This is a genomic window from Pseudoalteromonas sp. MMG006, from assembly GCF_018101025.1.
GTDB lineage: Bacteria > Pseudomonadota > Gammaproteobacteria > Enterobacterales > Alteromonadaceae > Pseudoalteromonas.
Map to the genome: position 1 here is coordinate 537131 of NZ_JAGJEJ010000001.1, position 13257 is coordinate 550387.

Consider the following 13257-nt stretch of genomic DNA (forward strand, 5'->3'; position numbering starts at 1 on the left):
TTTAGTTGCTATTTCGTTTAGCTCGTTTGCTGAAAAGTATCTTCTGGCTAGTTTTGAGTACCACTTGCTTGAACCAAAACTAGTTCAATCGATAAAGCTTGCCCAAAAAGACCGGCAAACGCATACTCATTGTTAATTTCTATACACACAGTGGCGTGGTGGAAGCATTCATAGTGTTATGGGGATATCTAGGCTAACAAAGCAACAAACGCATGAACTATGGAAAAACTTTTCAACCTATATGGATAGTACTTCACCTGTTTACCTGAACCTAGTAAGCATTAAAACTTTAATCGCTGTACAAAAAGCGGATTATACTACTGCTATACGCTTAATCTTTTGGCTTCTTATAATAGTTATTTTAGATAGTTTACTATGTGCAGCTGTTAATGTTTTTGTTGCTGTGGACATTTAAATAACGAGTTCATAAATTTACCTTTGGCTGGTAAAGTCATCTGAGTTAATTAACCTACTGAAAAAAAAGAATATTTACTCGTTCCTATTTTATTGCTGCTAGACAACCCTTGACTTGTACGTAATAATGTAAAAATCACATTAATTTACACTCAACGTGTTAACAAAGTACCAAGGTTATTTAATGCCCCATACAAGTAAGTGGATACTCGCCATTTTATTAGGGTTGCTAGGTGGTTTAGTTAACCTCTTACCGTTGTATTTTTTCGATAGTTCTGAGTTTTTATTCGGGCAAGTATTTGTATTGTGTAGCTTAGTGTTTATTGGGCTGCGATATGCGTGCTTGAGCCTTGCTATTGTATCTTGCTTTTTACTTTACAGGTGGGGGCATTGCTGGCCGAGCATAGTGTATTTACTCGAGCTTTTTTGGCTTTATAGATTTTGTTTACGTCGTTCTAAACCCATACTCCCCCTTGGTACTGTTTTTTGGCTTCTAGTTGGTTTACCAATAATTTGGGGAATAGGGCAGTTTCTTATTAGTCTCCCGTGGCTAACGCTAGTTGTTGCAATATCAAAGTACCTTGTAAATGCTTTAATTAGTTTAGTTTTAGTCGACTTATTTAGTGTATTTGTTCCTCATGCCAGCCGAGCATATCAAGGCAGGCCGCTTGCCCGCATTCTTAGCTATGTTGTAAGCGTTATTATTATATTGGTTATTTTGTTGACTAGTGTAATTTTAGTGAACGACCACCACTCTCGTTTAGAGTATGAGGTGGATGCCCAGCTTGAAGAAAAAGCCAAATATATCAGCACGCAATTGAGCGATTATTTAACCTTTCATAAAAACGCGATAGTAATGAGTAGTGATGCAATAAGCGCAGGAACTGACATTGAACAGCAGCTAAAAAGGTTAATGAGTTTATTTCCTGGGTTTACTTCAAGCTTATATGCAAACCCGAGTGGCTTTGTCGAAATAACGTCGCCTAATAACCTTATAGCGGGGTTAACTAACGCGCAGCGTAATGTAACTGACCGTGAATACTTTAATCAGGCTAAGCAGTATCCTTTGGGTTACAGTGGCGGCGTGCTTAGAGGTCGAGGGCTTGGTTATGAAGCTATTGTAGCGCTGTCTGCACCTATTTATCGTGATGGCGAGTTTTACGGCGTAGTAGAGGGGTCGTTAAAACTTGGACGATTAGAGCAGTTTATACCTAATTTATTTGAAAACACTGGCGAATTAGTTGTACTGGATGATGAACAAAAAGTAGTTTTTAGCTCGCTTGAGCAGTTTGAAATATTAACCGACTTTAACGAGGATGGTTTTAACGGGCGTAACATGGGCGATAAAAATTTATTCCGTTCTAACAATAACGAGGTTTATCACAGTTCTAAATATGTTAATCCGCAGAACAATTGGCAAGTAATTACTTTTTATAATCGTAAACATTTGAGTATGGCCGTAGCAAAAGCATGGTTGCCCAGTATTTTGTTAGGTGCTGCACTAATTACTTTGGTTGTGCTATTTGTACGCCAGCTTGCAAATTTATTAGTACAGCCAATTACAGGCTTAACTAATTTAATGCAAAGCTTTAACCAATCAAAAAAACATACTTTTAATACTGATTCGAGTTGGCAGGAAGTACTTCAGCTTCAACAGCAATTTGAAATGTTAGCCACTGCGCTTAAGCATTCGATAGAAAACCTTCAAGCATCTAATATAAAAAACCAAGACCTTAATAAGCAGCTCAGTGAGTTTAACCATCAGCTAGAAAAACAAGTGGCGGAGCAAACTAAAAAGCTTAAAAAAGCAGTGGAACGTGCCAATTTAGCTAATGTGGCTAAATCGCAGTTCTTAGCAAACATGAGTCATGAATTACGTACCCCGATGAATGGTATTTTAGGCATGGGTGAGGTATTGCTGCGTGATAGTTCGTTAACCGACGAGCAAAGGGGTCTTTTAGACACCCAACAAAAAAGTGCACAAAATTTATTAAAAATCTTAAACGATATTTTAGACTTTTCTAAAATTGAGGCCAATGCAATGCAAATTAGCGCGCGTCCTACAGATTTAGCCCCGTTTATTGAAAACATTAAATCGTTGTTTTCTCCAATTATAAGCTCCAACAATGTGCAATTTATTGTCCAATGCAGTAACACTCTACCTGAATGTATTAACGTTGATGACTTACGTTTAAATCAAGTTATCATTAATTTGCTATCTAATGCGTACAAGTTTACTGAGCGCGGGTTTGTGCGGTTAACGTTTGATTATGCCGATCAGCAATTGCGTGTAAGTGTGTCTGATAGTGGTATAGGTATAGCTAAAGAGCAGCAGTCGTTATTATTTAGTGAGTTTACTCAAGCTGATATAGGTGTTGCGCGTAAGTATGGCGGTACAGGGCTTGGTTTGGCAATTAGCCAAGGCTTAATTAAAAAAATGCAGGGTGAAATTTCTTTAAATAGTGAACCAGGCAAAGGCAGTATGCTTAAGTTTTATATTAATGCACCTAAAGCTAAATATATTAAGGGCGCAGCAACAGTCGAGTCACAATCAGTACCAGTCCTTGGAAGCAAAAAATTACTCCTAGTGGAAGATAACCCTATAAACCGCCAAGTAATCGCTAAAATGCTAGAGCCAACGCATATACAACTGACTATGGCTCACGATGGTATAGATGCGTTAAAAGTACTTAAAGGGAACACCTTTGACTTAATTTTAATGGATTGCCAAATGCCAAACATGGATGGTTACGAGTGCACGCAAACAATACGTGCTAACGAGGTAAACACTAAAGTACATGTGCCCATTATTGCTATTACCGCCAATGCCTACGAAGATGATAAACAGCGCTGTTTAAACGTAGGCATGGACGATTTTGTATCTAAACCAGTAAATACGCAAAGTTTGTATAGTGTTATTACTAAAGCAATTAACGTTGACTAATAAACCAGCGTTAGTTGTTAATAATTTAAATAAAGTCGAGGGTTAGTAACAAGCGTTGCTCGTTTTCAGCCACCGGAGGTGAGCGATGCACAAGCCCTGCGCCTTCGTTTTCATCCCAGTACTCACCCTTAAGCAGCGCAACATCGCCTTGCTGGAGTTGATTGATATTATTTAGGCTTTTAAATAGGCCCGACTCTTCGTCTGGCTTACCTAAATTACCTGCACCAAGTTTTGAGCGCTCTACATCGCTATGATTTAACCACTGCGTAGCAACACCTTGGTAAGTGGTAACTAATCGGCACGGAATTTTGTCTACATGAAAGCGCGGGCACATGGGTTTATCTAATATTTTTAGCCTTAAACCGGCGCGTTTTAAATCAAACAGACAGCAAAACATTTCAACTAATAGTGCTATGTCTTCACACAAAGCGTTAACTTCGTCGCGGTTATTATCACTTGGTTTAAGCGCAGTTATTAACTGATCAAAAGCGTCATCGGGCGATACAGCAAGTTCTAATGGTTTTAACGCATTGGTGGCAATGAGTGTATTAACAGCTTTTGTTAGTTTTTCGGCTGTGCTTCTTTGCCAAATAACAATGTTAGTGTCTTGGTTATAAATTTGTGGCAAAACACTGGCATCACTACCTTTTGCCGCTCTTCGGTGGAGTTCTTCAGCTGGTTTTATTTGCGCTGTTAACGGGGCCAAGGCGTTCATTACTCTTCCTCCCAAATAGGAAACGGGTCGTTATAGGTTCTCCAAAAGTCTTTACCCTTAAGTACGGCATCTTCTGATAATAAGCAGTCATCAAGCGCATTAATCATCGCTTGTTTATTTAATGATTGACCAATAAACACTAGCTCTTGGCGCATATCACCAAAGGGTTCTACCCATTTACTGTTTATATCAGCAAGCAGTTCGGGCTCTGTGGGCCAGTCTTTTTGAGGAATTGCTTTATAAAACATGCCTGCAAACCCGTAATGAGCTATGCCACCAGCTTGGCTCCATTGCGCGCAAAATAAAGGGCGCGTTGCGAGCCAAAAGTAACCTTTAGAGCGAATGAGTTTGCCAAATTGCTCGGTATTGTGAAGAAAGTTATAAAATTTTTCAGGATCAAACGGACGGCGCGCCGTATAATTAAAGCTGCTAATACCATACTCTTGCGTTTCGGGAATGTGTTCACCGCGCATTTCTTTAAGCCAACCAGGGGCTTGTTGGGCGCGTTCAAAGTCAAACAAACCGGTGTTTAGTACTTCATTAATATTAATACTGCCATTTGATATAGGAATAATTTTGGCTTGAGTATTAAGTGTATTTAAAATGGCAGTAAGTTTATTTAACTGCTCTTCGGTAACTAAATCGGTTTTACTAATTAAAATTACATCAGCAAATTCAACTTGATCTACAAGTAGGTCGGTTACGCTTCGCTCATCGTCTTCACCAAGTGACTCGCCAGTATCTTGTAAATCGTTTGCTTGCTCGTAATCGTTTAAGAAGTTAACGGCGTCAACTACGGTCACCATCGTATCAAGAGTGGCAACATCACCAAGTGAAACACCGTTTTCATCAGCAAAAGTGAACGTTTCTGCAACCGGTAAGGGTTCCGATATTCCTGTTGATTCAATAACTAAGTAATCAAATTGACCATCTTTAGCTAGCTTACCTACTTCAATGAGTAAATCTTCTCGAAGGGTGCAGCAAATACAGCCGTTACTCATTTCAACTAGTTTTTCATCGCTGTGACTAAGCGATACATCACTTTTAATTGTGGCTGCATCAATATTTATATCGCTCATATCGTTAACTATAACGGCTACTTTTTTGCCTTCTCTATTGTTAAGAATATGACTAAGTACGGTGGTTTTACCAGCCCCTAAAAAACCTGATAACACTGTGACGGGCAGTTTATTTATCATTTTAAAATCTTACTAAATTGAAATTTCCGGTATGTTATATTATATCAATTTTATATTCTAGTAACGCCAGCCGCTTTATTAACTTCTACATAGGCGAGAACAAAATAACACCTTGTTTTAAATGATATTCGTTCTAAAACTTAGAAGGTTTTAGTAGAGTGCTTTTATTGATTGTGCAAATGATAAGAGTTATCATTTTAGTTGTTATCTAATTGCATTCTTCTAGGGACTTTCATGTTTAACCGTACTAATTTGGCGCTCAGTATTGCTGCGTCTCTTTCTGCTTTTTCTAATGTGGCATTTGCTGAACAAAATAACGATATTGAAAAAATAGAAGTAACTGGCCGTGCCCAGCAGTTTTACCTTGAAACCGAAAGTAAAATTGGGACTAAAACGGATTTAGATCTTATTAAATTACCGCAATCTGCACAGGTATTAACCGAGCAACTTATAATTGACCAAGCCGCACGCGATATTACCGATTTATACCGCTCAATAGCAGGGGTAAGTGAGTACAGTTACTCAGGTGTTACTTTTCGTGGTTTTAGAGACGATGCCAATGTATTTTACGACGGTGTACGCGGCGACCCATACTCGGGCTTTGGTGTACCACAATTATTTAATGTAGCACGTGTAGAGGTATTAAAAGGCCCAGCCTCGGCATTATACGGTGGCGGCGAGCCCGGCGGTATGATCAACTACGTGACCAAAAAGCCAACATACACACAAAACAAAGAGCTAAAGCTTACGCTTGGCAATTACAACACGCGTGGTGCATCACTTGATATGACCGGCGGTTTAACCGACACCATGGCGTACCGTGTAGGTGGTTATTACGAAGAACAAGACAGCTTTCGTAACAATGCAGACTCAAAAAACACCGAGCTAACAGGCGGCTTATTATTTGATTTAAGTGATTCAACAACCTTAACCACAAGTGTTGACTACATTAAACAAGACCTAGGCGGAAATCGCTTACGTGGCGTACCGGTAGACGACAACGGCAATTTTTTAGTTGACCCAAGTTATAACGCTAATGAAGCCGTTGATTATCAAGATATGGAAGCATTGGTGCTTCAAGCCGAGCTAAGTCATTACTTTAGTGATGACTTTTCTGTAAATAGCACACTGCGCTATATGGATAACGAACGCGACCAAGGCTACCATGAGTCACAAAGTTGGGTAGATGTAAACGGCGATGGTGTTGCCAATATTGACGACGAAACGATTAAACGCGAATACCGCAAGCAATATCGCGCTAACGAAGAAACAAGCTTAACCACCGACTTCATTTATAGTTTTGAGCAAGGCCAATTAACACACCAGGTATTATTTGGTGGCGACTATCACACCGTTGATAACGAGTACGATTATTTGCGAGCGCGTTATGAAGCCGATGGTGTTACTAATTTAAACATATTTGACTTAAATTACGGCGAGACAGACCCAAGCACTTATAACTTAACCGACCTAAACCGCGATGGAATACAAAGCGACCGTTTTGGTATTTACCTGCAAGATGTTTTAAGCATTAACGAGCAATGGACCATTATTGCCGGCCTGCGTTACGATCATTTTAAAGAGCTAAATAAAGAAACGGGATTTAGTTATTCAGATAGCGATATAACTCCGCGCGTGGCTCTTACATACCAACCAGCTGATAACACCTCGGTATACATAAATTACTCAGAAAGCTTTAACCCTACCTCCTCAGAGGATCAAGAAGATATAGAGGGCGAGGGTAATTTAACGCCAGAAACCGGAAAACAAACCGAAATTGGCATGAAAAACCAATGGCTGAATGGCAAAATTATGAGCACCTTTGCTGTTTATCAAATTAATAAAGAAAACGTTGTATTAAGTAACCCTGATGACACGGGCGCGGGTGACGGAATTGCTGCACTTATTAATATAGGTGAAGTAGAAAGCCGTGGGTTTGAAACAACGCTGGTGGGTGATTTAACAGAGCATTGGACTGTTACCGCTAATTACGCGTACAACGACACGATTGTAATAGAAGGAGTCACTGGAGACTCAATTGGAGACACTTACGGTGACGGTACTCGTTTTGCTAATGCCCCACGCCATCAAGCAGGCTTATGGTCGCGTTTTGGCCTTGATAAAATAGACTCTTCGATTGCATTTGGGGTCAACTATGTCAGTGAGCAAGTTAGCCAAGATGGCCAAAAAGTTAAACCATTTACTGTGTTTGATATGAGCTGGACTACCCGCTTTGATGATGTGTTATTAAGTGTAAATATTAATAATGTATTTGACAAAGAATACGCAGTAAGCGGTTTTAGTGAGCGTAACGGCCACTTTCCTGGCAGCCCGCGTGAAATAGTAGGCCAAGTAACCTATAAATTTTAATACTTATTAGCGCGAGATTAATCTCGCGCTTTTTTAAGTATTACCTTATACCTATTTATCACTATTAAAATTAGCAGCTTCTTGTGCAGTGTTAATGGCCGTAATAGGGAAGGGGATCACAATACCTTCTTGATTATAGCGTTTATGAAGAGCTTTAATAAATGCCGATTTAACCCAAAACCGATTAAAATACTCTTTTGCACGCAGCATTACTGTAAAATTAATGCTTGAGCTATCAAAGGTGTGATACACCACAAAGGTATTGTAATCATCAACACCCCATTCATGGTCAATCAGTACTTGGCGCGCAACTTCAAGCGTTACTTGCTCTACAAATTCTAAGTCTGAGCTGTAATGAACGCTTACATCAACAGGTAGACTTAGCTCTTTTTCGAGGTAATAGTAATGAGGGCGTGTTGAACTTTGCGGATTGAAATTTGTTCAATCTAGGGGCGATTAAATCGCGGCGCGAGGTTTGTAACCTAGTGGGCTAAGTAAAAACCGAGCAACAAAGAGTTTATCGCCCCTAGGCAGAACCCAAAGGGCAGTGCATGTTTGGTATTTATGCTGCGTTATCGCCTATTTATGGGGAATAACCACACTTCATAGGCTCTGCCTTGCCTAAAAACCAAACACGCTGCTGCAAATTCAATCATCAAAGAGCAGCACGCCCTACTAATACGCGATTTAGAAAGCTGACTATTAGGAATAATAATCATATTATTTGGCAGCATTTTAACCCACGTAGAGCGCCAGCCAATTTTTTCTACAAAGCCTTGCTCCTTTGACTCAAGCTCAATAAAATCCCCTACACGTATGGGTTTATCAATAACAAGTTGTACGCCCGAAAAAAAGTTTTCAAGGGTGGGTTGTAGGGCAAGAGCCACAGCAAGCGAGGTAATACCCAATGAGGCAATAATAGGCGTAATAGAAATACCCAAAGTACCCATTAAAACTAAAACCCCAACCGATAAAACGCTAACCCTAATAACGCCTTTAATAATACTTTGCGAATTAAAAATCACCGCCGACTCTTTACTGTAATAATTAATTGTGCCAACAAAAAAGCGATCAAAAAATAAAATAATAGCCACTAAGCCCAAAATAATATTAATGGTCGAAAACGAAATAAAGTGCGGTATAGACTCATTTCTTATTAAAAGGCCTTGCTCTATAATGGTGAGTAGCACAATTATTGTGCAAAGGGTGAGCGGTTTAGAAATTGACTCTATAAATAAACTATCGAATATAAATTTGGTATGAGAGGTCCACTTTTTGAGCCAGTACATTATAAAAAAACGGATACAAAACAAGGCTATAGTTAACGTAACTAAGCAAATGGCAATAACCACCCAAGGCTGCTCTGTTAGGTTGTAAAACTTATTAACAGACATTACAGATCCCTTTTTTAAAAACTTAAAGGGTAAAGCAGCAAGTTATGTACCTAAACTAATAGTTAGGTTAAGTAACTAAAGAGAGGCTACTTAAATAAGGTTAAACTGGCAGCTAATACCTGCCAGTTTTAATGAAGGGTAAATAGTTAAGATTATATTTTTTTAGCTATCCACATACCGCTAAGTACGGCTGCAAAGAATAACCAAAACTCCATTTTAAGTGAGGTCAGTTGTACAAGCCCCGGACCTGGGCATATTCCGCTTAAACCCCAGCCCAAACCAAACAATACCGAGCCAGTTATTAGCCGAGGGCTAATATTTTTAACATCACTTAAAGTAAACGTTTCACCAAGTAGTGGTTTATCTTTTTTAGCAACCCAAAACCACGTAAGCATCATTATTCCCATAGCTACCGCCATTACAATAATTAAACTGCCATCCCATTGGTTTTGAAAATTTAAAAAGTTAAGTACTTTGTCAGGGTTTGTCATACCACTAATGATAAGCCCTAAACCAAATATAAACCCCAAAATAACATGAATTACTGCTGTCATTTTTTTACCCTACCAGATTTGCTGTAATTATAGCCACGGCCATAAATGTACATGTTGAAACCCAAGAACGGGTAGAAAAACGCGACATACCACATACGCCATGCCCACTTGTGCAGCCGTTAGCTAAAGAGGTGCCCATGCCAACAAGTAACCCAGCTATAACAATAAGCACCGGTGATAAGCTCAGCTCACCTTCTAATAAAGACGGCGCAAATATACGCACCGCAATACCGGCTAATAATAGCCCTACAATAAAGTATAATTTCCAACGCGACTCAGACGTTTGCTTATTAAAAACAGATTTAACAATGCCAGATATACCGGCTATTTTTCCGTATAAAACAAGTAATAGTGCGCAGGCTATACCTATTAAAGCACCACCTGTAGCTGCAGCTATTGGCGTAAACTCTGTAACCATTTTAAATTCTCCAAACAACAGACATACCTATGCCTGACTGCTCCATTTCAATTTATATTTGTTGGTTTGGCGCTAAGCAGTTAGCACCCGATACCTTTTTAGCTGGCGATTAATATCACCGCTTTTAAAACCTACATAGACTCAAGTGTTTTACCACGGGTTTCTGTAATGTATTTAACAACAAAGAATATGCTTATAAGTGCCGATAACGCATAAAAGCCATAAGCACCGGCAAGGCCTATATTAGCCAGCATAATAGGGAAGGTCATGGTAATGGCAAAATTAGCAATCCACTGTGCGCTTGCAGCAACAGCGAGCGCTGCGCCGCGAATACGGTTATTAAACATTTCGCCTAATAACACCCACACAACAGGGCCCCAACTTAAGCCAAAAAATACCACAAATAAGTTAGCCATTATAAGCGCAAACGTACCCATGTTATCGCTAAGTGCGAGCTTGCCTGCTTCATCAAGGCCTGCGCTGCCAAATATATAAGTAAGGGCACTTAAGCTGATAAACATACCAATACTGCCTACTAGTAGCAGTGGCTTACGGCCAATTTTGTCAACTAGGGCAATAGCAATAAAAGTCGATACAATATTAGTAGTACCCGCTAATACATTTATAAATAGCGATTGCGACTCGTCAAACCCAGCAGCTTGCCAAAGCTCAGAGCCGTAATAAAACACCACATTAATACCTACAAATTGCTGAAATACACTCAGCGCAACGCCCGCCCATACAATCGGGTGCACTTTTTTACTGCCATCAATAAATAAATCGCGAATACTCGGCTTTTTATCGCTATGCAAAGAGCTTTTAACATCGCTTATTTGCGCATCAACGTTGTCGTTCGAAATTTTACTAAATACCGCTTTGGCATCGTTTACTTTACCTTGCGCCACTAAATAACGAGGCGACTCAGGAATAAACAACACACCCACTAAAAACAGTATTGCAGGCACCAGCTCAGCCCAAAACATCCAGCGCCAAGCGGCTATATCAAGCATAAAAATATTTTGCGCGCTACCTGCTGCATCAGCTATTAAATAGTTACTTAAAAACGCAGCAAATAACCCCAGTACAATAGCGAGTTGTTGAAGTGTAGCTAAACGACCACGAAGGGCTGGTGGCGCAACTTCAGCAATGTAAGCTGGCGCCAATACCGATGCAGCCCCAATACCTAAACCACCAAATAAGCGGTAAAAAATAAACTCGGCCGAGCTTTCGCTAATGCCCGACCCAAACGCGCTAATAGCAAAAATAATCGCGGTGATGATCATAATTGCACGGCGACCAAACTTATCAGCCAGTGGCCCCGCAGCAAGCGCACCTAGGGCACAACCAAGTAAAACAGACGCTACGTTAAACCCCGTAGCCACACTGCTTGAATTAAATGCATTACCGAGTGCCGACACCGTGCCGTTAATAACGCCCGAGTCAAAACCAAATAAAAAGCCACCAATAGCAGCCACGGCAGAGATAAAAATTACGTAAAAAAGAGAAGAATTTTCAGCTGTGTTGGCTGAGTGGGAAGGCGGTGTGTGCGTTGTCATTGTATGCCCTGAAGTTAAATTGAATATAAAGGAGCATAATATCGTAAAGCGCTATGGCTGAATACATTTGTGCAGGTATAACGATTTAGCGGGGATAAATTAAATTTTTTTTAAAGGCTTTAATTTAAAGGTATTAGTTTAAATGCGTTAGATTCAATACTTTGAAATTAAGTAGCGCCTTTTAAATAACACATGCTAAATTTTGATAAACAATGTGCTTTGTATAGTAAGTGCCTGTTTAGCCAATATTACTGCTCTCACCCTTTTGGTGTGTTTTTGCAATTACATAAACTGATATGAGGTTTAGTAATTGTTTACATGTGGTTATTTGGTGGTTAAGGTTAATAGATTATAAAATAGGGACATTTGTCGGTTTATAATCCGTCAAATGTCGTAAATTAAATTGTCATATCTATAGAGATACCATGTCTGTAATTCGTAGCTCAGTTTTTCAAATCATTTTTAAATCAATGTTTTTACTATTATTTAACTGTATCGGATTCTTTGCAATATATGCTGGCGCTCTTTTATTCCTTAGCGAGAGCAATACTTCGTTATCGCCAAATGAACAACTTTTGGCGTTAATTCTCGCTTTGGTTACAACATCTATTTTTGCTTGGTGGATGGTACTTAGCTTTCGCCAATACGAAATCAAAATAGACAGTGAAGTAATCCTACTTAAAGGATTATCTGGCTGGAAAAAGATTGACAAAACTTTTCCACTCTCCGATCTTGACGGGGCAGAATTAGGAACGGATTTAGCTTTATTCAAGGGAAAAAAATTGGTGGCGAAACTTTCAATGGTTTCTATAGCATTTGACAATCATTCGCTAAATAAAAGTATTACAAAAACGTTACCCGCTCCTGAATTGGGTAAATAAATATAACAAGCCAATCCAGCAGCGGCTGATAGAGGCATTATATAACCGAGTGTTATGTACTTATGAAATTTTCATTAGTTGACGGATTTAAGCAAGCTCCTCTGCCCAAGATGAAAGGGGTATGTATATATTGTTGTAGTCCAACCGTAGCAAAGTGTGGTTCAAAAATTAGATGGCATTGGGCGCACAAGGTAAAATGTAGTTGTGATCCTTGGTGGGATAATGAACCCCAATGGCATCGAGATTGGAAAAATCATTGGGAAGATCATAATCGAGAAATAGTATACTTTGATAAAAGTGGTGAAAAGCATATTGCAGATGTCGTTAATGAGCAGAATATTGTAATTGAATTTCAAAACTCCCCAATGTCTGAAGCTGAGTTGAAATCAAGAGAGGATTTCTACGGGGATATGATTTGGGTAATTAATGGTCGTAATCTAGCGAAAAACATAAAATTACGTGCGATGCTTCCTGATCCTCTGCATGAATCAATGGAAGATATATCTATTCATTCAAGTAATCATAAAACTCATTTCGTTTATTCTTTTATTTCTGAGTATCGAGGTCCGAATGAGTTAGTAGAAATACATAGCTCAGATAAAATAGATGGAATAATTAAATCCACGCATGTAGGACACTTCCTCTTTGATTGGAAAAGGCCTAGATATGTTTGGTTTAAAGCAACAAAACCAGTCTATTTGGACTTTGGACAAGGTGTCATCTGGCAATTAATGCGTTTTAACAATTATAGTAGTTTCTGTATTAAGGCATGTATTAAAAATGATTTCTTGGCAAAGTTTAAATGAGTTACA

Annotated in this window: 10 protein-coding genes and 1 pseudogene; 4 read left to right on the forward strand and 7 right to left on the reverse strand. The window is 39.2% G+C overall.

Annotation, left to right across the window (positions count from 1 at the left end; translation table 11 throughout):
* Positions 1-598 precede the first annotated feature (598 nt).
* The gene (locus J8L73_RS02505) at positions 599-3358 is read left to right on the forward strand and encodes a hybrid sensor histidine kinase/response regulator (protein ID WP_211014579.1); all 2760 of its coding nucleotides are present in this window, start codon (positions 599-601) and stop codon (positions 3356-3358) included.
* A 25-nt stretch (positions 3359-3383) separates the two neighbouring features.
* Here J8L73_RS02505 and J8L73_RS02510 read toward each other — a convergent pair whose 3' ends face one another.
* Positions 3384-4073 (reverse strand): DUF1826 domain-containing protein, encoded by a 690-nt coding sequence (locus tag J8L73_RS02510; RefSeq protein WP_211014581.1) that lies wholly within the window; start codon positions 4071-4073, stop codon positions 3384-3386.
* Positions 4073-5272: a zinc metallochaperone GTPase ZigA gene (zigA, locus tag J8L73_RS02515; RefSeq protein ID WP_211014583.1), complete on the reverse strand. Its 1200-nt coding sequence runs from the start codon at positions 5270-5272 to the stop codon at positions 4073-4075. Before zigA ends, J8L73_RS02510 begins: the two co-directional genes overlap by 1 nt.
* 234 nt (positions 5273-5506) lie before the next feature.
* Between zigA and J8L73_RS02520 the strand changes: the two genes are divergently transcribed.
* Positions 5507-7642, forward strand: coding sequence for a TonB-dependent siderophore receptor (locus J8L73_RS02520; protein WP_211014585.1), 2136 nt, complete (start codon positions 5507-5509; stop codon positions 7640-7642).
* Between the two features lie 51 nt (positions 7643-7693).
* On the opposite strand, the pseudogene J8L73_RS02525 reads toward J8L73_RS02520, so the two are convergent.
* The 5 genes and pseudogenes from J8L73_RS02525 to J8L73_RS02545 all read right to left on the reverse strand — a co-directional run.
* Positions 7694-8050, reverse strand: a pseudogene (locus J8L73_RS02525) (mechanosensitive ion channel family protein); the annotation flags it as partial.
* A gap of 164 nt (positions 8051-8214) precedes the next feature.
* Positions 8215-9036, reverse strand: coding sequence for a mechanosensitive ion channel domain-containing protein (locus J8L73_RS02530; RefSeq protein WP_247659540.1), 822 nt, complete (start codon positions 9034-9036; stop codon positions 8215-8217).
* Positions 9037-9188: 152 nt separating this feature from the next.
* Complete coding sequence (locus tag J8L73_RS02535) at positions 9189-9590, reverse strand: DUF6691 family protein (RefSeq protein WP_211014587.1); 402 nt, start codon at positions 9588-9590, stop codon at positions 9189-9191.
* A gap of 4 nt (positions 9591-9594) precedes the next feature.
* The gene (locus J8L73_RS02540; protein WP_138682877.1) at positions 9595-10008 is read right to left on the reverse strand and encodes a YeeE/YedE thiosulfate transporter family protein; all 414 of its coding nucleotides are present in this window, start codon (positions 10006-10008) and stop codon (positions 9595-9597) included.
* 131 nt (positions 10009-10139) lie between these two features.
* Entirely contained in the window at positions 10140-11564 is a 1425-nt protein-coding gene (locus J8L73_RS02545) for a sugar porter family MFS transporter (protein ID WP_211014589.1), read from the reverse strand.
* 425 nt (positions 11565-11989) lie between these two features.
* Between J8L73_RS02545 and J8L73_RS02550 the strand changes: the two genes are divergently transcribed.
* Together J8L73_RS02550 and J8L73_RS02555 are read left to right on the forward strand one after the other, a co-directional pair.
* Entirely contained in the window at positions 11990-12445 is a 456-nt protein-coding gene (locus J8L73_RS02550) for a hypothetical protein (RefSeq protein WP_211014591.1), read from the forward strand.
* Positions 12446-12507: 62 nt separating this feature from the next.
* Positions 12508-13251, forward strand: a complete 744-nt coding sequence (locus tag J8L73_RS02555) for a competence protein CoiA family protein (protein ID WP_211014593.1) — start codon at positions 12508-12510, stop codon at positions 13249-13251.
* The last annotated feature ends 6 nt before the right edge of the window (positions 13252-13257 follow it).

What these genes read in the sequence shown, in the direction of transcription:
- J8L73_RS02505 (WP_211014579.1), top strand. Translation starts at nt 599, where the DNA reads ATGCCCCATACAAGTAAGTGGATACTCGCCATTTTATTAGGGTTGCTA.
- J8L73_RS02520 (WP_211014585.1), top strand. Translation starts at nt 5,507, where the DNA reads ATGTTTAACCGTACTAATTTGGCGCTCAGTATTGCTGCGTCTCTTTCT.
- zigA (WP_211014583.1), bottom strand. Translation starts at nt 5,272, where the DNA reads ATGATAAATAAACTGCCCGTCACAGTGTTATCAGGTTTTTTAGGGGCT.
- J8L73_RS02530 (WP_247659540.1), bottom strand. Translation starts at nt 9,036, where the DNA reads ATGTCTGTTAATAAGTTTTACAACCTAACAGAGCAGCCTTGGGTGGTT.
- J8L73_RS02510 (WP_211014581.1), bottom strand. Translation starts at nt 4,073, where the DNA reads ATGAACGCCTTGGCCCCGTTAACAGCGCAAATAAAACCAGCTGAAGAA.
- J8L73_RS02550 (WP_211014591.1), top strand. Translation starts at nt 11,990, where the DNA reads ATGTCTGTAATTCGTAGCTCAGTTTTTCAAATCATTTTTAAATCAATG.
- J8L73_RS02545 (WP_211014589.1), bottom strand. Translation starts at nt 11,564, where the DNA reads ATGACAACGCACACACCGCCTTCCCACTCAGCCAACACAGCTGAAAAT.
- J8L73_RS02535 (WP_211014587.1), bottom strand. Translation starts at nt 9,590, where the DNA reads ATGACAGCAGTAATTCATGTTATTTTGGGGTTTATATTTGGTTTAGGG.
- J8L73_RS02540 (WP_138682877.1), bottom strand. Translation starts at nt 10,008, where the DNA reads ATGGTTACAGAGTTTACGCCAATAGCTGCAGCTACAGGTGGTGCTTTA.
- J8L73_RS02555 (WP_211014593.1), top strand. Translation starts at nt 12,508, where the DNA reads ATGAAATTTTCATTAGTTGACGGATTTAAGCAAGCTCCTCTGCCCAAG.